The sequence below is a fragment of the Paenibacillus alba genome, from assembly GCF_013204855.1.
In the GTDB taxonomy this organism is placed as follows: Bacteria; Bacillota; Bacilli; order Paenibacillales; family NBRC-103111; genus Paenibacillus_E; species Paenibacillus_E alba.
Map to the genome: position 1 here is coordinate 325687 of NZ_JABMKZ010000002.1, position 21227 is coordinate 346913.

The 21227-nt window shown below is 45.4% G+C and carries 14 protein-coding genes; 4 read left to right on the forward strand and 10 right to left on the reverse strand.

Annotated elements, in window-relative coordinates; genetic code table 11:
• Positions 1-92 precede the first annotated feature (92 nt).
• From HQN90_RS01575 to leuC, 10 genes are all read right to left on the reverse strand, one after another.
• A complete protein-coding gene (locus tag HQN90_RS01575) occupies positions 93-1940 on the reverse strand; it encodes an ABC transporter ATP-binding protein (RefSeq protein WP_246361993.1) in 1848 nt (615 codons plus the stop codon).
• Complete coding sequence (locus HQN90_RS01580; protein WP_173215834.1) at positions 1937-3778, reverse strand: ABC transporter transmembrane domain-containing protein; 1842 nt, start codon at positions 3776-3778, stop codon at positions 1937-1939. Before HQN90_RS01580 ends, HQN90_RS01575 begins: the two co-directional genes overlap by 4 nt.
• A gap of 267 nt (positions 3779-4045) precedes the next feature.
• Entirely contained in the window at positions 4046-7792 is a 3747-nt protein-coding gene (locus HQN90_RS01585) for a dynamin family protein (RefSeq protein WP_173215836.1), read from the reverse strand.
• 87 nt (positions 7793-7879) lie between these two features.
• A complete protein-coding gene (locus tag HQN90_RS01590; protein WP_079420808.1) occupies positions 7880-8155 on the reverse strand; it encodes an NAD/NADP transhydrogenase alpha subunit in 276 nt (91 codons plus the stop codon).
• 26 nt (positions 8156-8181) lie between these two features.
• The gene (gene nth / locus HQN90_RS01595) at positions 8182-8853 is read right to left on the reverse strand and encodes an endonuclease III (RefSeq protein ID WP_173215838.1); all 672 of its coding nucleotides are present in this window, start codon (positions 8851-8853) and stop codon (positions 8182-8184) included.
• 195 nt (positions 8854-9048) lie between these two features.
• Positions 9049-11775, reverse strand: a complete 2727-nt coding sequence (locus tag HQN90_RS01600; protein WP_173215840.1) for an S-layer homology domain-containing protein — start codon at positions 11773-11775, stop codon at positions 9049-9051.
• Between the two features lie 29 nt (positions 11776-11804).
• Positions 11805-12389 (reverse strand): GerMN domain-containing protein, encoded by a 585-nt coding sequence (locus tag HQN90_RS01605; RefSeq protein WP_173215842.1) that lies wholly within the window; start codon positions 12387-12389, stop codon positions 11805-11807.
• A 67-nt stretch (positions 12390-12456) separates the two neighbouring features.
• A complete protein-coding gene (locus HQN90_RS01610; protein WP_246361995.1) occupies positions 12457-13944 on the reverse strand; it encodes an N-acetylmuramoyl-L-alanine amidase family protein in 1488 nt (495 codons plus the stop codon).
• Between the two features lie 301 nt (positions 13945-14245).
• Positions 14246-14851 (reverse strand): 3-isopropylmalate dehydratase small subunit, encoded by a 606-nt coding sequence (gene leuD / locus HQN90_RS01615; protein ID WP_173215844.1) that lies wholly within the window; start codon positions 14849-14851, stop codon positions 14246-14248.
• 27 nt (positions 14852-14878) lie between these two features.
• A complete protein-coding gene (leuC, locus tag HQN90_RS01620) occupies positions 14879-16300 on the reverse strand; it encodes a 3-isopropylmalate dehydratase large subunit (protein ID WP_173215846.1) in 1422 nt (473 codons plus the stop codon).
• Positions 16301-18174: 1874 nt separating this feature from the next.
• On the opposite strand from leuC, the gene HQN90_RS01625 reads away from it, so the two are divergent.
• From HQN90_RS01625 to HQN90_RS01640, 4 genes are all read left to right on the forward strand, one after another.
• Positions 18175-18321 carry a lmo0937 family membrane protein gene (locus HQN90_RS01625; RefSeq protein ID WP_144028657.1) on the forward strand — a complete coding sequence of 49 codons (147 nt, stop codon included), beginning with the start codon at positions 18175-18177 and terminating at the stop codon, positions 18319-18321.
• Positions 18322-18490: 169 nt separating this feature from the next.
• On the forward strand, positions 18491-19384 hold the full coding sequence (locus HQN90_RS01630; protein ID WP_173215848.1) for a LysR family transcriptional regulator: 894 nt from the start codon (positions 18491-18493) through the stop codon (positions 19382-19384).
• A gap of 21 nt (positions 19385-19405) precedes the next feature.
• A complete protein-coding gene (locus tag HQN90_RS01635; protein ID WP_173215850.1) occupies positions 19406-20395 on the forward strand; it encodes a helix-turn-helix transcriptional regulator in 990 nt (329 codons plus the stop codon).
• Positions 20396-20710: 315 nt separating this feature from the next.
• Positions 20711-21202 (forward strand): cysteine dioxygenase, encoded by a 492-nt coding sequence (locus tag HQN90_RS01640; protein ID WP_173215852.1) that lies wholly within the window; start codon positions 20711-20713, stop codon positions 21200-21202.
• Positions 21203-21227: the final 25 nt, after the last annotated feature.

Consider the following 21227-nt stretch of genomic DNA (forward strand, 5'->3'; position numbering starts at 1 on the left):
AGATTAGTTCGACGAGAGATCGTATGTTCGTATTTATTGTAACAAAAAAGCCGATTAACCGCCATAGCAGTTAACCAGCTTCTTCCTTAACCTTACACAGCATCCTGCAAAAATTTATATTGCGCTTGAATAAGTCCGTAATAGATCTTCTGCTCTTTCATCAATTCATCATGATTGCCGATCTCCATCATACGTCCATGATCAAGCACGACAATTTTGTCTGCATTGCGTATCGTGGATAAGCGGTGAGCAACGATAAACGATGTCCGTCCAGCAAGCAGCGTCTTAAGCGCTTGTTGGATTTTAAGCTCGGTGTCCGTATCAATACTTGCCGTAGCTTCATCCAGAATGAGCACTCGCGGATTAGCGAGCAGCGCTCTAGCAAAAGAAATCAACTGACGCTGGCCCATAGACAATACGTTCCCGCGCTCTTGAACTTCGGTATCATAGCCGCCGGGCAAACTCACGATAAAATCATGCGCATGAACAGCTTTGGCTACTTGTTCAATTTCTTGGTCAGTCGCATCCAAGCGGCCAAAACGAATATTGTCTCTAATGGTGCCCGAGAAGATAAACGTATCCTGCAGCACGACGCCAATCTGCGAACGCAAGCTTTGAATGGTAACCTGACGGATATCCTGACCATCGATTAGCACTCTTCCTTGATTCGGATCATAGAAACGGCATAGTAAGTTCATGATGGTACTTTTACCCGACCCCGTGTGCCCAACGAGCGCAATCGATTGACCAGCCTGTACATCCAACTGAATCCCGTTTAGCGCAGGACGGCCTGGTTCATATTCAAACACCAAATTCTCGAATTTCACATTCCCTTGAATGCTTGGCAATGGTTTTGCATCTTCAAGCTCAGCTACACTTGGCTTCTCATCAATAAATTCAAAGATTCTTTCCGCAGAAGCCATCGCAATGAGCAGTTGTGAATACATTTGCCCTAGGCGTGTAATTGGCTCCCAGAAATAACCGATGTATGTAGCGAACGCAACCAACAAGCCGACCGAGATTTCTTCGGTTTGAATAAGATGAGCTCCCAGCCAGAACAAGATGCAATAGCCGATTGCGCCTGTAATTTCGATCAGTGGACCAAAGGATTGGTTCAGCATGGAAGCTCTGTTCCACGACAGACGATTGACCATATTCATTTTGGTGAAGAAATGGATATTCTCTTTCTCTTGACTATACGCTTGTGTTACGCGAATGCCTTGAATACATTCATTTAAGTGAGCATTCAGGCGCGATTGTTTCATCGTCACGTCCTGCCACGCATGGCGAATCTTTTTGCGAAGCTTCGTGCTCACGAAAAACATAATTGGAACGGTTACGATAATCGCAGCGCCCAGCTTGAAATTAAAGGTCAACAAAATAATAATGATTCCACAGAGCTGAACCACATCAATAAGTAAATTGACAACGCCGTTTGTAAATAAATCTTGTAGCGAATTGACATAGTTCGTTACCCGTACAAGGACTGATCCGGCAGGTCTTGTATCGAAAAAACGGAACGAGAGCTTCTGAATATGACTGAATAAATCATGACGCAAGTCATAAATAACGCGCTGCCCAATCATATTCGTGAATTTAATGCGAAACGTATTGGCAAGCCATTGAATCAAATAGACGCCGAACATAATGCCAACAATGATAATAAGCAAATTAGTGTCCTTCGGGATGATGGCTTTGTCAATCGCTTCGCGAATGAGCAAGGGAACGGTCAATTTGGTTATGGCGCCCACTAGCATCATGATGATAATAATGGGCAGCATTTGTTTCCGGTAAGGCTTCATGTAACTAAATAAACGCTTCAACTGGCTCCAATCAAACGGTTTATCTATTAATTCATCGTCTTGATAAACGAAGCGCTGTCCGGCTTGCGATTGTTCGTTATCGGCAGAAGCATCCGTTTGCTTTGTATTCGTACTCAATGTGCTAACCTTCTTTCTTGCGCAGCTGCATGTAGTTGAGTATCCAGCAACGTCTCGGAATTCGTTTCCTTCGCAGCCGCAGCTTGGGTCTCGGCAGCTGACTTCGGAGGCTGGTCTGCATATTGAATCTGATAAGTTTGACGGTAAAGTCCTTCCTGCTGCAGCAGGTCCTGATGGACACCGCGTTGAACAATTCGGCCTTTATCCAATACAATAATTTCATCCGCATGCTTCAAAGAAGAAATACGATGGGCAATGATGAACGTTGTACGCCCTTTCATAACTTCGCCAAAGCCAGCTTGAATTTCGTGTTCCGTTTCCATATCAACAGCGCTTGTTGCATCGTCAAGCACAAGGATTTTGGGATCTTTAAGCAAAGCTCTAGCGATCGCAATCCGCTGCTTTTGTCCGCCTGATAAACCAAGGCCGCGTTCACCTACAACAGTGTCATAGCCTTCCGGAAGCTCCATGATGAAATTATGCGCTTTGGACAATGTTGCTGCGCGGATGATTTCCTCCATCGTCACATCTTTACGTCCATAAGCGATATTGTTGCGAATCGTTGAAGAGAATAAAAAGGTCTCTTGGAAAACCGTCGCAATTTGATTCCGGTAGGTTTCCAGCTGCACGGAACGAATATCTTTGCCGTCCAGTTCAACTTTGCCTTCTTTGACGTTGTACGCCCGCATCAAGAGCGAAATGACCGTCGTTTTACCCGAACCTGTGCTTCCTAACAAACCGATGACAGATCCCGGCGGAGCATCCAGCGTGAAGTCATACAGGGCAGGCTGCTTCTCTGGATAAGCGAAGGTCACATGATCAAAACGCACATGTCCTTGCACCTCATCGTTGTTCAAAGCAATAGCGTCCTGTTGATCTTTCACATGCATATATTGATGCAAGATTTCCAGGATTTTCTCTCCGGAAGCCTTCGTTTGCGTAAAGTTATTGATATGAAACCCTAAACCCCACATAGGTCCAATGATGTACCATATCAGACTAAAGCAGGCTACTAGCTCGCCTAGCGTGATCGTGTTTTGTATAACCATATAGCCGCCAGCGCCAAGCAGTGTAACTACACTCAAGTTCGCCAGAATTTCCATGATTGGAAAATATTTGGCCCATATTCCTGAGGTTTCGATGTTCATCGCTTTGTAGTCCTCATTGCGGGCTGAGAATTTCGTCACTTCATGAGGCTCACGGGCAAAGGATTTAACGGTCCGTACCCCTGTAATATTTTCTTGCACCGCGGTAGTCATCGTACTGAGCGATTGACGGACCATTCGGAAAGCCGGATGGATTTTCCCTTCAAAGCGCACAGCGGTAAATGCCAGAAACGGCATCGTAATCATGGTCAGCAGCGCCAATTTCCAGTTAATCGAGAACATCATGCCCATCCCGAACACCAGCATCAGGACCACGTTCAGAAGCTGTGCAAATCCAAAACCGATGAATTGCCGAATCGCTTCCAAATCAGCGGTCAACCGTGACATCAGATCCCCTGTTCTTGCTTGATCATAATATTGGAAGGATAAGTACTGAAGCTTATTGTACAGCGCATTCCGTAAGTGATAGGCAACACGATTCCCCAAGCGGCCTCCACATAAGCCATGTAGAAATTGGAATATCCCTTTGGTTGATACGACTAAAACAACGATTAGTGCGAGTTTGGGAACGAGCTCAAATTGTTTCTTTGCGATTACGTTGTCAATTAAATACCGAAGTAAATTCGGGTAAACCAGGCCAAGCGCTGTTGCCATTGCTAAACATAAAATTGCTCCGAAAAATAACTTCTTCTCTGGCCAGAAATACGGCTTCAGTTGCCTGAACACATCCACGTTGGGGGTCCCCTCCTCAGAAGGATAAATTGGAAAAGCTAGGTAAGCGTTTTAATACTTAATGAATCTTAACACCATCCCTAGGAGCGAGCAATCAGAAGAAAACAGGATTTAAACGCTTAAACGACCATAACCTCACAAAAACTTGCAGGAATCCCCTCTATTCTTTAAAATCATCCCGATACCCGCCATTGTAAACCCTTACATGAGCATGCATGAAAAAGGGTTGGCCAAGTTCCTAAGAACAAGACCAACCCTTCACAAAATTCAAGAAACAAAGGCTTTCAATTGATGCTGAATGGATATTAGTTCATTCAAATCAATCTTCATTTCCAGCGCATCACGCATGCCTTCGGCATGTTCTTGCCACTGCTGAAGCATCAAATTCTTCTGCTGAAGCAGCCAATTTTCCAGTTGATTGGCATAAGCTTGCTCAAGCTCCAAAGTGCGATGTTCCATAAACTGGGCAACAGGGGCCGTCATGCGATTTTCCAAATCAGCCCTTAGCTTGCTTTTGCCATCCCCTTCAAAAAACTGCTTCGCATTTTTAAAGTGTCCTTGAAGCAATTTCAGGGAAACATCAGGCACTTCTAATTTCGCACTAATTTCCGGTGTGGCAAATGAATTTAATTCATAAGTGCTGCTTTCGTAGCCATCCATGATGTCACGAAGCTGGTCATCCCAGCGTTTCACTCGATTACCGCTAATCAAATTCATCCGATTCTCAACCCGCAGCGTGGTTGCTAGAACTTCTTGGGACAGATCGTAGCCAATCATCCTGATCAATTCATTCCAGGCAGCTTGCAGCGCTTGTTTCGGGTCTCTCGCCTCATCTCTGAACGTGGAGGGATTGAAGGCGTAATTATACAGCTCTCCGAAGCGATACATCGTGCGCTGCTTCACATAATACAAAAGCTCCTGAATCTCTTTCCTCAGCTCTTTCAACTCGGCTTCAAAGCCCGTGTTCTCTAACAGTGTGGCGCCTGCTTGCTCATCCTGAGCCAACTGGGCGAGCTGAAGCTTCCGATTGACCTCACCGGATTGAGCACGCTCCAACCATTGCTGCATCGTAGCAATCGCACGATTTAATTCCAAATTAGCTGAATGTACAGCAACTTCACTGAGTTCGTTGAAAGTAAACTTGACAAAATCCTGCTCAAAGGGCTGAATCCCTGATTGGGCAATGAGCGCTTCATCGCCATTTATTTTCCCTTCGGAAGCTAAATAACTGGAGATCGGATAAATTCTTGGATTTCGGATTCCATGCTGAAGCAAGTTCGTTTCCACATGTTTAATGACCCCATCCAATTCTTCACGGCTAGCTGCAAGATCAGCGGCATTGACGATGAAAAACATTTTATCCATTTCAAAGCTATCTTTGACACGGCCGAGCTGCAGAAGGAATTCACGATCCGCTTGCGAGAACGCATGATTATAATACGTCACGAACAGAATGGCATCAGCATTTTTAATATAATTAAAAGCCACTCCCGTATGACGGGCATTAATCGAATCGGCTCCAGGCGTATCGACGAAAATAATGCCTTGATCTGTCAAAGGATTTGAATAATACAGTTCTATAAATTCTACAAAACAAGACTTGGATTCATCAGCCACATAGCTGGGGAATTCTTCTTTTGTGATTTTGAGCTCGGAACCCAACTGATCCGCTGCCAGTGACCAGCCTTTCTCTACAGCTTTCAAGAAAGAATAGTGCGGTTTTCCTTTGGCGGTTACATCCGATGGCGAAAGTGCGCTAATGCGTTTCAGCGCAGACGCCATATCGGAGGCCGGCACGCCTAGAATTTCCAAGGAATACAGAACATCCTCCTGAATCGCGTCAGCCTTCTTCATCTTCACCTTAGCCGTACCATGCGGCCAACCTTCTTGCGGCGGCATGATCTTATTGATCGCCGCCGTCGTCGGGTTCGGCGAGACCGGCAGCACTCTTTCGCCAATCAAGCTGTTGGCGAAAGAGGATTTGCCGGCACTGAAAGCGCCGAACAGGGCGATCGTGAACGTCCGCTGCCGCAGACGTTCCGATTTATCGCGCATGGAGCGCGCGATCGATTTCATCGACGGCAAGGCGTCGATGAGGCTCGAGGCCGCCTGCAAGTCGGCGGCCTTGCGCTCCATGCGCCTGCCGTGTTCACCTGAGGTGAACGCGGTAGGCGCTGGAACAGCGGCTGCCTCCACAGGGGCAGCCGTGGCGCCTGCGGCCGCTGACGCTGTCGCGGCGGCCTGCAGGATCTTATCCATGGAGGTCACGGCTAGCCTTGGATGCATAGGCGAGCAGGTGACGGAGTCACCGACCAGCCCCCCGCTTAGCGGGGCGGCTGCCGTCTCCTCCATGGCCGTGTACAGCTGCGCGTCCGGCAGCGCCGGCGCAGCGGGCTTCCGCCAGCTGGCCATAGCCAGCAGCTGGGCGGTACCCGCCGCCTCGGCGTCCTCCAGGCGCTGCAGTTCCCTGCTCGCGCTTAGACGAACGCCAAGCGCTTCAAGCTCTGCAGCAAGCGCTGCTATCGCTTGCGCGGAATGCTCACGTACAGCATCCGCCAACAGATCAATGATCGCAAAAGCCATTTTGCGGTACTGCTGCTTAATGTCGGATGACACCTGTTTCATATAATTCAGCGTATATTCACCGCCGAAAGTAGCGCCGGCGTTCACTTGTGACGCCAACCATGCCGTTGTCACAGGAACTTGAATGGCTTCAATTTGCGCAATTAGCGCCGTATCGAACTGCCCATTGCTTTGCGCAGCCTTTTTCAAAGCATCCCGCAGATGCCAGTCGATCTGCGCTTCTACTTGCTCAGCTAGATCGGCTTGAAACGAAGCTAACCGTTTCTCCGTCTCTGCAGCCGTTTGCGCGGCGCGCGAGAAGAAACCAACTTTGAACCCTGGCTTGCGGCTCTCCAGATACGAGTGCGCCTGATCCCGGGTCAAAGCCGGTGTAATATTGGCGTTCTCGATAATCACGCCAACTTCCTTGCGCAAGCTTGCCGTCAAGGCTTCAGGTAGCCCCTTCAAAGACGCAAGCTCCGCCTGCTTCGCAGCAACTTGCGCCTGAATCTCCTGCACGTCGCCTTCTTGGCTGATTTGCTCCATAAGCTCCGCCTTGAGCGGCTCATGCTGTTCAGCCAGCCACTTGCCGTGCTCCGCTGCCAAATAACGCGCGGAAGCGTCGATGCTGTAGCTTCGCAGCTCATCACCGCGCTCAATCAAACGGCTAAGCAGCCATTGCAATTTCGCATACTCATTATGCGGATGGCTCGGCTCCTTCATCGTAACGAACAGCAGGCCGTCCGGCTCGATGCCCCAGCTCAAAAAGGCTTGCTTCGTCCCTTCTTGATACTGAGCAAAAGGCAGCTCCCATTCCTTGTGTTTGTCAATCATATTGACAACCAGGTAGAGAGGCTTGCCCCATTCTTTCATCTTTTTCGTAAACGCGAGATTAACTTCCGACTGCACATGGTTGTAGTCCATCACATAGAACACCACATCAGCCAAATGCAAGGCCGACTCTGTGGATTGGTGATGGGCATCATCCGTTGAATCAATTCCTGGGGTATCCAGCAGCGCCGTATGCTCGCCCAAGAAAGCAATCGGATAGGTGATCTCCACGGTTTCAATATCCGTCCCATTAACACAATAAGCATCAAGCTCTTCCAGAGCAATCGTCGTTTGCTTCGCCTGCACCCCTGCATCTTCTGAACGCAGCCGATGACTAACATGAGCCCCCGGTTCCCCATTGCGAATGCTTACGATATTCGCGCTTGTTGGAATAGGACTTGAAGGCAATAAAGCATGCCCGCAAAGTTGATTAATTAAAGTAGATTTCCCAGCTGAGAAATGTCCGCAGAAGGCAATGTTCATGCGTCCAGACTGAATCTTATCAAGCAATTGCCCTAATTTATTCGCATTATCAAGATCACCTGCTGTTTGCAGCGTAACCTGCATGTTCCTGATCGCATCCGGCATCACCGAGATACTTGAATCTATCGCTTGCGTCATTCGTCCATTCCGCTCCTTATTCACCGTTCTAGCTAAACGTGCCCTTCACGACACAGAAAAAAATCTCCCAAAGGGAGATTTCGTTGTTTAGGACATGACGGCTTTTTCTTTTTCCGGTAAGAAAATTTCAAAAACATCGCGGTGCTGCAAAATTGTAATGTCTGAATCCCTTACTTTCATGACAACAACTTCTGTTTTTGTTTTCATTTTGTCTATGTAATTCTGAGGAACCTCACCTGATTCACTGACTGTTACACCTTCAATGACTTTTTCCTCATTATCGGCTAATGGTGTATTAATCACTTGTTCAAAAATATCAGAGAACAGTTCAAAACTATTGGTGTATACGGCGATGCATTTCATTTTAAATCCCATCCTTTGTCTGCATATCATTTGTTTGTAATAGTTTTCCTAATTGGGCCTGATTTCATACGCTTCTTGCCCTCACGGCATACATTGAGCAAAGGGCATACCGTGCACATGGGGTTCTGTGCTTTACAGTGATAACGACCAAAAAAGATTAGACGATGATGGGTCAGTGTCCATTCCTCTCGCGGAACCTTCTTCATCAGCTTCTTCTCAACCTCTAGTACCGAGTCGTCCCAGCCAACCAATCCCAGCCTTTTGGAGACTCGCTCAACATGTGTGTCAACCGCGATAGCAGGGACACCAAAAGCATTCGATACTACGACATTAGCGGTTTTGCGGCCTACGCCAGGAAGCTCGATCAATTGCTCGTGTTTTTCTGGAATTTCGCCATCAAACTTGTCCAGTAACAGTCGACACAATTTTTGAATATTACTTGCCTTATTTCGAAATAGTCCAATCCGTCGAATATCTTGCTCAAGCTCCTCAAGCGGAACAGCCAAATAATCTTCAGGCGTCTTATATTTCTGAAATAAATCCAATGTCACCTTATTCACGGTTTCATCGGTACATTGCGCTGACAGCAGTACCGCTATCGTAAGTTCGAAAGGGTTGCTGTGGCGAAGCTCGCAATGTGCATCCGGAAAGAGATCAGCGATGGTATCCAAAATATGCCTTACAATCTTCTGCGTCATGTCTTTACTTCCTTAGGGACGTAATATTCTCCAGTTTATCGAATTGTGCGGGTAGAATCAATGCTTGAAAGCGTCAAAATGCGAACATTTTCTAAAAAAATGCCATATTTATTTTTAAAATGAATAAAAATCCGCCTGTCATAGAAGTTTTGCTTCTAATTTACAGACGGATAAGCAATCAAATTTGTTCAAAACTTATTTTTCAATCTCGACAATTTTATTATCCAGGACATAAATCATGACTTGATCTCCACTTACAAAAGCAGTTGGAACCACAACATCTGTCCCTTTATGGTAATACGCTCTTGGGAAAAGATTATAGGACGTTTTGTCTCCGGCGCTTGTTGATTTGAAATTAAATTGATTTACGATGCTATTAAAATTATCCACCTCACGCTTTAAGGCAGCAGCAACTTGAATAATCACCTTGTCACTCGCATCCTTCATCACCTGAACGCGATCGCCAACTTTGATGGAAGAGAAGCTAAGATCCAAACCACCGTTCATCTTGACGCCATAGTTGCTGCCCACGCTAACGACTTGATTTCTGCCTGCGAAATCCTGAACCGTTAAACTCATGCTTGCTGCATTAACACCTGTTACTTTACCGCGAATTGGGCTATTGATTTCTGCTTTCAAAACAGCAAGCCCTTTGAACGTTAATCTCACGTAATCATCAATAGCGAAATCGGAAAGCGCTCCTGAAGTTTGATCTGCTTTGACAATTGGAACACCCTCTAAGGAAATCGTATAAGAGTTATTCGCGTCATCGGTCACCGTAATTTGTTTACTGTTGATGTTTACAATCGCTGTTTTATAAAGTCCCATCTTGCTTGTCACAATTTTCGTAACAATATTTTGATCAAAGCTGAGCATTAAGCTTACATTATCGCCTACTTTTAAATCAGACAATGTGCTGTTCTGCTTATTAGCCAGTTCGACTTGCGGCGCGTAAGTAAGCTTGAACGTTAAGCTTTGACCACTGTCTGTTTTCAACGTAACATCGTTGGTTTGCAGATTTAATTGTGTCAGCGCACCATCCAGTTGTTGGGACATTTTAATTTGTGTTACGTTACTCTTAGAAACTAACAAATCAACATATTTCCCAGCGGTAAATGTACTGGTGAAATTGGAGAAGGGAAGTGTTTGCCCCGCGTAAGAAATAGAAACCGTATCCGTCAATTTATAAGCATGCGGAATACCCATGTTATCAATAACGGTTAGTAATTTCGACGTTGCATTATAGTTGTCAATTTTAGCAAAGTATAAATTATCAATCGAACGATTCGTCACCGTTATTAATGTAACCTTATTATTCAGAACATCAAGCTTCAATTGATCGCCAGGAGCAATGTCATAGATACTAGGCGACGTTAAACCATTAATTTGAACTTGAACATTATCAGCAAGTAAATATGCCGCTAGCGCGGAGCCTGATGTCTTAGTAATGGTCAGATAAGTCTTATCATCACTTAAGCCTTTAAGCGTTCCCTCTATGCTGACACCAACGTCTGCCTGCTTTTTAACAATAATCTTAACAGCTTCACTGTTTTTGACAGTGTAATCAATCGTATCCCCAACATGCAAGGAATTAATATCTACCAAGCTGTTATCTGCCAACGTTGCAATCAAACTGCTGGAGAACGTATACGTTTCAGCTTCTCCGGAAGTTAATTCCAAAAGAGTAACTTGCATCGTATCTTTGTTAATGTTCTGAATGGTACCAGTTGCTGTCTTGTTAACGGGAACCTGCTTTACAACAACAGATGTATATTTGTCCGTTTTTACAATCTTGCTTTTACGCAGTTGAAGTGTACTGCCTGGGACGATCTCTCCAAGGCTCATTCCATGACCCTTCGTATCGGTTATACTAACGTCTGTAGCCAGATCATAACTTTCGTAATCATCGAGCGTAGCTTTCATTGTCCCCAAATTCAGCTTGAGCAGCTTGCCTTCTTTGATATCCAGTTGAAGCTCATCGCTGAGAATTTCTACATAGTAAGCTGTACCATTTACTTGAACGATAGACACTTCATATGTTTCTTGGAACGTATTCGTATTCGCTTCAATTGCCGTGTCATTCTTGTTGCCGTAGAATACAGCGTTTGACGAGAGTTTGTATGTACTTGTATTCCCGTCTTTATCCATAAGACCAATGCTGCCGCTTGTTAGCGAAGTTAAATAGCCTTTGACGACACGTGATGGCAGTGTAGCCAGATTCTTCTGAGAGCGACTCAGAAATGCTGCCATTTGTGCGCGCGTGACAACACCTTTAGGCTGAAAGCTGCCATCCTCAAAGCCATCTACGATTTTCAGCGAAACCGCCGCATTCACATACCCTAACGTTGTGCTGCTAATGGAATTATTATCTTTAAACGTAGTTGGCGTCGTTGACATGCTTTGCGCTAACGCACCTTTGCCAATTGCACGGACCACGACTTCAGCTACCCATTCTCGGGTTGCTTTCCGTTCGCCCCACTTTTCTTTGGACTTCTCATCCAGACTTCTTTGTTTCTCTTCTTCATTGGTGATTAAGCCTTTTTGAAGAGCGATAGCCACATAATTGCGTGCATAGTTATCCACTAACATGAAGTCAGGGAAAATCGTTGAATTCGTCATGGCATCGACATCACCTTGAAGGCCCATCATTCGTGTTGCCATAATCAGTACATCCTGCTGCGTAACCGAATTTTCAGCGCGGTAGGCTCCGTCCTCAAATCCATCAATAACGCCCTCTAAAGCCAGTTTGGAAATATGACGAATGCCCCAATAGTCTGAACTCACATCTGGGAAAGAAGTTTTCACATTATTAGCTGGGGATGTTGAGTTAGGCGTCGTATTTGCAGCCAATGCCGGCGTCCCCGCAAGACTTGTTACGATTAATGAACTTACAATTGCACTTGCCAATTTCTTATTTTTCATCGTTGATATTGACTCCTCTGCTACTCCATTTAGTTAGGTCGTTTAATCGGATACGGAAGCTCTATATGACCCATTAAACTATCGACTTGTTTGCCGTCTTTCAGAACATACAAGGTTTTCACTTCCGGAAATTGAAAAACGGTTTTCTTCAAGGCCTGCAAAAACAATTCCTCGCCTGGGGCGCCTAATTGTGTTTTAGGTCCGAATTTAAGATCGATTTTAAGTTCACCCTTGGCTTTGTCAAAAGCCGTACTCGTGAATGTCAAATCGTCAAATAACGAAACGGCTTTCGGATCATCACTCTTTTTGAGCGCCTTCAAAGCGGCTTCATAGACATCGGAATCCAGTTTGTAGCTGATTGTGACTTCTTTTTCAACAAGCTTCATCTCGTCCTGATCACTGTAAAAAGCTTTCACCGTCTTCTGTTTCAACGGTTCGGGTGTTGGGGACGGGATTGGTGTAGGACTTGGTGCCACCGGTGTTGTTAGAGGCGCATCCGTAGATGGAGGCGTAGCTCCACCTATCATTTGCGGTTTCTGACCACAGGCAGTTAACGATAACGTGATGGCACTTACAAGCAGAACCCCATGGAACAGGCGACTTGTTTTGGTCATCTCACTCACTCCTTAGCGTTTTGCATAGCAAAACTAACTTCGAAAGCTGCATATAAGCTCTCGTCTCTTATTTAAGGTTCAAATATTCTTTGATTGCAGCTACGAGGGAAGCGGCTACTTTGTCTTGAAAAGCTTCTTTGTACATGGCAGATTCATCACTTTTGTTAGACAAATATCCCACTTCTACTAGGACAGCTGGCATTGTTGTTTTGGTAATTACCCGAAAATCCGCTTGGCGCACCTTGCGATCAGGGAATCCCGTCGCTGCCACCACTTTCTGATGCACGACATTGGCAAAATCTATGCTTTCCGGTCTGTTATAGTACGTTTCCGTCCCTGTTACGGTTGATTTGGCGCTATTCCCATGAATGGACAGGAATAGATCTACCATATTGTCATTGGCAAAAGAAACTCGGTTATCCAGCGGTATGAACGTATCATCGGATCTCGTCATCATTACAACAACCCGCTTATCTTGAGCAAGCAGCTTCTCTACCTTCTTCGCTGTTGCAAGTGTAAATTCCTTCTCGTGCTTTCCGGTAATAGACAAAGCTCCCGGATCTTGATCACCATGTCCAGCATCAATAACGACTGTTAATTGGTGTTCAGCAATCGTAGCTGTCCATTGATTAGGAAGCTTGGAAGTTTGTGCCTTATAGTCCGCCGCACCTTTCAAATCAAGAATAATCCTTACGGTAGCAGGGTTATCCGCGAAATTGGAAAAGCGCACTTTCTGAACTAACGGGTGCTTGGACGGTAATTCACCAGCATTATTAACAAGCAGCTTCTGGAGAGATTCATCCAATTTCGTATTCGGGAAATCGAATACAATGCGATTGGGATTGGATAATTTTAACACGGTTGGCGTTAGTGCTCCGTCCTTGGCGTTCACAATCAAATCCTTTTCCGTAAGCTGAATCAAGTTCAACAAATGAACATTGGGATCAGGAGGCTTTATCCCGTTCTCATCCCCGGTCGGAGGTGCAGTTGGAGGCACAGTTGGGGGCGTAGTTGGTTTCGTTGGCGCCACCGTTGGAGGCGCTGTCGGTTTCGGAGTCCCTGGCTGATTCCCATCCCCTGTGTCAACAGGAGCCGTTACTGGTTTGGAGTCGGTATCATCTTTTTTGAACATATGGACGGAAGACGTTAATCCGTCCCACTTAAATTCAATACCCATTCTGGAACCAATGAAACTAAGAGGCAGCATGGTATTTCCATTTTCAATGATCGGCGCTACTTCCATCGTTTCTTTTTTGCCATTGATCACGGCAGTCTTGCTATCAATGACCAGTTGAATATTGACATCATCCTTGACAATTGTCACTTTGCGGGCAGCTTGGTCCCAAGTTACTTTAGCTCCGATTTCTTGAACAATAATTCGCACGGGCACAATGGTATTTCCACTAACGATGCGGGGTTCTACTTCCGTAGAAGTCAATCGCTTCTCATTCATAAAAAGTTTAATAGCAGCGGGGGATTCTGCGCCAAGCGCATAAGTTGGCAGGAGCAGCATGCAAACAAACAAGAATAAACAAAATGCAGGAAATTTCATCATTCACCTCTATGTAATGTCGGAATTGTGGATATTAGCTTTGTTATTTGGAAATCTATCTTTTAAATCTAGCAGCAGCATGTCAATTATATCAAATTAGTCACTCTCCCGACAGCAAAACCTCCGTTCGTTCGACAATCTGGTAATCTATTAGACGTAGCAAACTACCAAAAGTTGCAAAATAAACAAAAAAAACAACCCATTGGCTGAACGGCCAACAGCTTGTTTTGGCATGGCAGGTTTCGCTAAATGCAAAAAAGCGCAATCCATGGAAATTCCCATGAATTACGCTATCAGTCACAGCTTATTTGTAAGCTAAACGTTTTTGGTGAGCTTGCTCATAGGCTGTAATTTTCTCTTCATGCTGCAGCGTCAGACCGATATCATCCAAGCCTTGCAGCAAGAACTGACGACGGTGCTCGTCAATGTTGAACGTAATTTCCAAGCCATGTTCATCTGTCAGCTTGTTGTTTTCAAGATCGACACTCAGCTTGTAGCCATCATATTTCGCTGTACGGGCAAACAAATCATCCACTTGCTCTTCCGATAGCTTGATTGGCAAAATGCTGTTTTTAAAACAGTTGTTGTAAAAAATATCCGCATAGGAAGGTGCGATAATAACGCGGAATCCGAAATCTTGAATCGCCCAAGGCGCGTGCTCACGGGAAGATCCGCAACCGAAGTTGGCTCTGGAGAGCAAGACCGATGCTCCTTGGAAACGTTCTTGGTTCAAAGGGAAACTCTCGATAACATTCCCCGCTTCATCCCATCTCCATTCGAAGAAAAGGAATTGTCCGAAGCCTGAACGCTCGATTCTTTTAAGAAATTGCTTAGGGATAATTGCATCTGTATCTACGTTTACACGGTCCACGGGACCAACTAGACCTGTATGTTGTTTCAAAGCTTCCATGTTTTCATTCTCCTTAATCAACCAAAATTAAGCTTGTTGGTATTCTTTGATTTCCCAATCACGAACATCGTAGAAATGACCTTTGATCGCTGCAGCAACAGCCATAGCTGGTGAAACCAGATGCGTGCGTCCGCCGCGGCCTTGACGACCTTCGAAGTTACGGTTGGATGTGGATGCACAACGTTGACCTGGTTGCAGTACGTCTGGGTTCATCGCCAGACACATGCTGCAGCCTGCATCGCGCCACTCGAAGCCTGCATTTGAGAAAATTTTGTCCAAGCCTTCTTTTTCAGCTTGAATTTTCACACGGCCTGAGCCTGGAACGACGATAGCGGTCACGCTAGGATCAACAGTGTAGCCTTGAGCAATTTTGGCAGCGGCACGAAGATCTTCAATACGACCGTTCGTACAGGAGCCGATGAAAACATAATCAACTTTCAGGTCCGTCATCGGCGTACCTGGTGTTAAATCCATATATTCAAGCGCTTTTTCAGCGGCTTTGCGTTCATTCTCGGTTTCGAAGCTTTGTGGATCCGGAACAAGTGCGTCAACGCCAGTACCCATGCCTGGGCTAGTTCCCCAGGTTACTTGCGGGATCAACGTATCCGCGTCAAATTCCAATACCCAATCATATTCAGCGCCTTCGTCAGTAACAAGCGTAGCCCATTCTGCTACCGCTGCATCGAAATCAGCACCTTGCGGTACGTATTCACGACCACGCAGATAGTTGAAAGTCGTTGCGTCAGGAGCAATCAAACCTGCTCTCGCTCCGCCTTCAATGGACATGTTACAAACCGTCATGCGCTCTTCCATGGAAAGACCACGGATTGCTTCGCCTGTGTATTCAATAACATAGCCAGTTGCAAAATCTGTGCCGTATTTGGCAATGACGCCTAAGATCAAATCTTTGGCTGTAACGCCTGGTTTCAAATCACCTGTAATACGCACTTCCAAAGATTTTGCTCTGGACTGTTGCAGTGTTTGCGTAGCAAGCACGTGTTCAACTTCACTTGTTCCGATACCGAAAGCAAGCGCACCAAACGCACCGTGAGTCGAAGTATGACTATCGCCGCAAACGATCGTTTTACCTGGGTGTGTAAGGCCAAGTTCTGGACCCATAACGTGCACGACACCTTGGTCGATGCTGTCTAGGTCGAACAACGTAACGCCGAAATCACGGCAGTTTTGGGAAAGTGTATCAATTTGCTGCTTGGAAATTGGATCTGTAATGTTGAAGCGATCCTTCGTTGGTACGTTATGATCCATTGTTGCGAATGTCAGATCCGGTCTGCGAACTTTACGACCCGATAAGCGAAGTCCTTCAAATGCTTGTGGAGAAGTTACTTCATGCACCAGCTGCAAGTCAATATAGATAACGCTAGGCTTGCCTTCTTCCTGGTTAATTACGTGATTATCCCAGATTTTCTCAAACATTGTCTTTTTACTCATATCCAGTCACCTCTTGTCATTATCCGCTCTTTTTGTTCTTGTCTTACCCTCATAACGTAGTTTAACACGGAACTCGTCATTGCTCCAAGATATAATAACTATAAGCTTGATAGGAATAGACTATAGGATTGTATTGGTATTCTACGTTGAACACTGTTAAATAAGGATTAATTCTCGTAGGAGTAAAGTGTGGCCCTACAATAGCAACTTCTTTATAGGAATATAAGGCATATAACATAAACATCCGTCCAACCAAAGGATAATTACTAACATAATATATTGTGTAAGCTAATCCTTTCAAAGGAGTGATAAGAATATGGGAGTAGTAGGAGCAGAAGGGCATCGTCGTAATAATGTAGCTGAAGTTTTAGTTCTCTTTATCCTTTTGGTTATCATTACAATGGCTTTTGCATGGTAATAATGTAGATTTAACAAAAGACTGCCTTAGCATTTATTTCTTTGCTAGGGCTTTTTTTGTTAATTGAGTTTTTAACTGAAAACTATTTGATTAAAAAACTAGCGAAACAGCCTCATTTGACATAAAACTGAAGAAATGATCGCATTTCAATAGAACAAGAGACTTTTGGGTCTACTATTTGCGGAAAAAGTATGCGGTGGGATTGAATGGGGCCGAGCCAAAGCCATCTTTAGCGAATGCGCCACCTTATGGCTAAATCTGCTACCCGCCGATGTATGAAAGCCTGCAAAAGTGCAGGCTTTTTCGATCAAATCGAGTGAAAACAGCAGAAAGCCTGCGATTATGCAGGCTTTTTAAGCTTTTTCATCCTGGAATCGAAAAAAGGCCTCGAAAGGATGCATAATCGCAGGCTTTTGGAGATTTAGCTTATTTGCAAGACGAAAAAGGATGCATAATTGCAGGAATTATACGAAATAAACAGACGTGGAGCAAAACTCACAGCTTGTGCAGAACTTAAGCGACTCCAGCGGTTTACTCCAGTTACTCCAGCTTCTCCAAACACTCCAATCACTCCAGACACTCCAGACACTCTAATCACTCCAGCAACTCCAGTTACTCTAATCACACTAGTCACTCCAATCACCCCACTCACTCGAGTCACTCCAGTCACGCCAATCACTCCCGACACTCCAGTCACTCTAGTTACGCCAATCACTCTAGCAACTCCAGTTACTCCAAACACTCCAAACACTCCAGCAAACTACTCACTCCAGTTACTCCAACCACTCTAGTCACTCCAGACACTCCAATTACTCCATTCACCCCAGACACTCCAGTCACTTCAGTCACTCTAGTTACTATAGCCACTACAGCCACTACAGCAACTCCAGCCACTACAGTACTCCACTCTCTCCAACCACTCCAGCATTTAACTAACCGTTTGTTATCTTTAACAATAAAAAAGAGGCTGCTCAAAAACAAAGTTTAGCGATTGTGCCAGCTATAGGTATTATGCGCGACCCACTAATGTATGAAAGCCTGCAAAAGTGCAGGCTTTTTCGATCAAATCGTATGAAAACGTCAGAAAGCCTGCGATTATGCAGGCTTTCTAAGCTTTTCCATCCTGCAATCGAAAAAAGGCATCGAAAGGATGCATAATCGCAGGCTTTTCCTTATTTCTCCCGTTTCCAAGGCAAAAAGGATGCATAATTGCAGGAATTATGCGAAATAAACGGACGGGCCTGAGGCCCCCTGCCAGCATGAGCAAACGTAGACTATTCAAGCCAACGCAACGCCATGAAGTGTGTCTAAACAGAATGACAAATATAGCCCTGCTGCCAACTGTCTTCCGCCCCACCCTCACAAAGCTATCCGTGTACGAGTGTTTGAAAATCGGAATAGGTGGTTAGAGTCTAGTATAAGCAATTATACCAGTATGAAAAGGATGTGTGTTTCTATGCTTTGGACAATTTTCGTTATTATACTTGTGATGTGGGCTTTGGGAATGGGGTTTGGAATTGGCGGCAGTTTAATTCATCTGCTTCTCGTTTTGGCCTTGATTTCATTAATATTTAACTTGGTAACAGGACGAAGAAGCAATTAACGACATGAGGATGCCTTAATTTACAAGTAACCTGCCTAAAGCAGTTTGTGGAACTTATCCGCAGATTGCTTTTTGCGTGGAAATGGTTATTATCTGATATAGTAAGGATAAGCTTTATAAACCAATCAATTACAGCTTATATGATTACTTTTCAGGAGATGATCCATCCATGGAATTACGTCAACTTCAATATGCGATTCAAATTGCGATTGAGCGAAATTTCTCGCGCGCCGCGGAAAAGCTGCACATCGCCCAACCTTCGCTCAGCCAGCAACTCTCTAAGCTTGAGAAAGAAATAGGCGTTCTGCTCTTTCAGCGCAGTACGAATTCTGTTGAACTCACGCACGCAGGAGCCCTTTTTGTAGAAAAATCACAAAAAATTCTCGATATGGTTGAACAGCTCAAGAAGGAAATGGAAGATATTTCGCAAATGAAAAAAGGTCGCCTTGTTGTCGGCAGTATGCCAATTACGGGATCGACGATTCTTCCGTTGGTCGTACCTGCCTTTCAAGCGGCTTATCCGGATATCGAGATCTCACTCGTAGAGGAAACCTCCGCAAACTTAGAAACCTTAACCATGAACGGTCAAACAGATATTTCCCTGCTTTCTTTGCCCCTGCGCGAGGAATCGCTCGTCTATGAAACCTTGCTGGAGGAAGAAATCGTCCTTGCCGTACCTCCGAAGCATCCCTTAGCCGCAAGCAATGAGCCAATCCGCATTAAACAGCTCGAGAAGGAAGCCTTTATCGCTTTGAAAAAAGGCCAGGGCTTTCGCAAGCTGACGCTGGAATTATGCCAAGAAGCTGGCATAACGCCAAATATCGTCTTCGAATCCAGCAACATGGAAACCGTGCAATCGCTTGTAGCGGCCGGTATGGGCATTGCTTTTGTACCTTACTTAATCTCCAAGCGAAGCTTCAGCGAGCTGTTCCCTGTCCATCTAACTCTTGAAGGCAGACCAACACGGACCCTGGTAATTGCTTATCGCAAAGGCAGATACATTTCTAAAGCAGCGGAAGCCTTCGTGTCAACCATGAAAGAAGTGATGGGCACAATTGTCTAACATTCGGAGGAAATCAAGGCAATGAACAAAACACAGCGATTGATTCAACTCATGATGGCCGTAAACGAACGCATGCAATTTACCACCAAGGAAATGGCTGACGAATTCCAAGTATCGGAGCGGACTATGCACCGTTATTTGCAAGAGCTGAGCGAGCTTGGCATGCCGCTTTATACGGAATTCGGCCCGCATGGTGGCTACCGTTTATTGAAAAAGAGGATGCTCCCGCCGATCCTCTTCTCGGAACAAGAAGCCGTTGCCATGTTCTTCGCTTTTCAGTCTCTCCAGTTTTATGGAGCGCTCCCTTTTGCAGCAGAATCAACAACAGCCTTGAATAAATTCTATCACTATCTCCCTTCAGATACGAAGGCGCGGATAGATGCTCTGAAGGATCGTGTCTCCTTCTGGACGCCTACTCGAACGCAAAGCTCCCCCTTTCTGGAGCAATTATTGGAAGCAGCGATCGCAGAGCAGCCACTGCGCCTTACTTATTCCTCCAAAGAAGGGGCTACGGAGCGAGTTGTGCAGCCTGTCGGCATTTATTCCTCTAATGGCTTCTGGTACTTCCCCTCCTTTTGCTTTCGGAAGGAAGCCATTCTCCTGTTTCGCGCGGATCGCATCCTAGCCCTTGAGAACGCTGAAACAGATCACCCACGCCAAAGCTTCCAGCACTATACGCTTGGCGACTGGCTCAAAGCAGGACAAGACATGACGCCAGAAGCTTCCTATTTGAGGTTGAAAGTTAGGCTGACTCCCGATGGCGTAAGAGCTTATGAACGCAGCAATGGGCTGGATGAGAATCTCGAACGCAAGGAAGACGGCAGCGGTTTGCTAATCACCGATATCCACCCCAGTAACTTACATTATTTTTCCAAATATTATCTGAGTCTGGGCAAAGAAGCGGTCGTCGAAGAGCCGATAGAAATGGTGCAATGGATTCGCGAGCAGATTCATGCCATGCAGCATGCATACGGTCCGAACATTACAACAAAAGCACGGTCTGATCATTAATACAGGCGTCTTCACGGATATTGGAGGCGACTATCTGATTAATGTCTTCTATGACACGGTCAAACGTGCGTCTGCGAATATGACCCGCTCCATGGCGGATAATCTCAAGCGCAGCCCCCCATGAACCATTTTTGATTACAAATAGGCGGTTGGATTCAGCAGTTGTGAAAAAACTGCTATGTCCAATCGCCTTTTTTATTGCATCAACGCACACCCTAACACTTTGAACTTTGCGTGCATATAATATATAAAGATTTCTTATCACTTGACCAATTTATCGTGATAAAGAAGCAAATGCCTAGGAGGCGGAAAACCATGACATTATTGAAAGCAATTGAACAGTCATTCTGTAAATTGCAGGAGCCATCGCTTGAACAACTTCAAGCAGCGATGGCCTCCATTGAAAGCTTGCTTCATGAGGTCCCGAAATATAAAACAGAACCAGAGCATCTGGCTTATGGCCGAAATGTCATCTATAGCGCTACAAACTTGGAAGTGATCGTCATCCATATTCCCGCATTTGAAGCTACCGCTATCCACAATCACGGTCAATCCATCGGAGTTGCCTATCTAACACAAGGCTCATTAATCAACACCAAATTTCATTTGGATTCTGAAGGGTACCCTGTGACCGACGCTGAGGATGCCATTAACGCCAAAGAATACTTCACAGCTCCCTCCGAGCAAATTCATCAGCTAAGCAATCCTAGCCCAGAAGCGGCCATTTCTATCCATGTCTACAGTCCTCCCCTTCGACAAGTAGAACGGTACCTCCCTTATAGCGAAATCCTTGACTATGTCATCTAACTATGAAAAACCCCCTGCATTCACG

Bases quoted from the DNA above. Each gene is read 5' to 3' on its own strand.
- HQN90_RS01585 (WP_173215836.1), bottom strand. From the start codon at position 7,792: ATGACGCAAGCGATAGATTCAAGTATCTCGGTGATGCCGGATGCGATC.
- HQN90_RS01590 (WP_079420808.1), bottom strand. From the start codon at position 8,155: ATGAAATGCATCGCCGTATACACCAATAGTTTTGAACTGTTCTCTGAT.
- nth (WP_173215838.1), bottom strand. From the start codon at position 8,853: ATGACGCAGAAGATTGTAAGGCATATTTTGGATACCATCGCTGATCTC.
- HQN90_RS01600 (WP_173215840.1), bottom strand. From the start codon at position 11,775: ATGAAAAATAAGAAATTGGCAAGTGCAATTGTAAGTTCATTAATCGTA.
- HQN90_RS01605 (WP_173215842.1), bottom strand. From the start codon at position 12,389: ATGACCAAAACAAGTCGCCTGTTCCATGGGGTTCTGCTTGTAAGTGCC.
- HQN90_RS01610 (WP_246361995.1), bottom strand. From the start codon at position 13,944: ATGATGAAATTTCCTGCATTTTGTTTATTCTTGTTTGTTTGCATGCTG.
- leuD (WP_173215844.1), bottom strand. From the start codon at position 14,851: ATGGAAGCTTTGAAACAACATACAGGTCTAGTTGGTCCCGTGGACCGT.
- leuC (WP_173215846.1), bottom strand. From the start codon at position 16,300: ATGAGTAAAAAGACAATGTTTGAGAAAATCTGGGATAATCACGTAATT.
- HQN90_RS01625 (WP_144028657.1), top strand. From the start codon at position 18,175: ATGCTTTGGACAATTTTCGTTATTATACTTGTGATGTGGGCTTTGGGA.
- HQN90_RS01630 (WP_173215848.1), top strand. From the start codon at position 18,491: ATGGAATTACGTCAACTTCAATATGCGATTCAAATTGCGATTGAGCGA.
- HQN90_RS01635 (WP_173215850.1), top strand. From the start codon at position 19,406: ATGAACAAAACACAGCGATTGATTCAACTCATGATGGCCGTAAACGAA.
- HQN90_RS01640 (WP_173215852.1), top strand. From the start codon at position 20,711: ATGACATTATTGAAAGCAATTGAACAGTCATTCTGTAAATTGCAGGAG.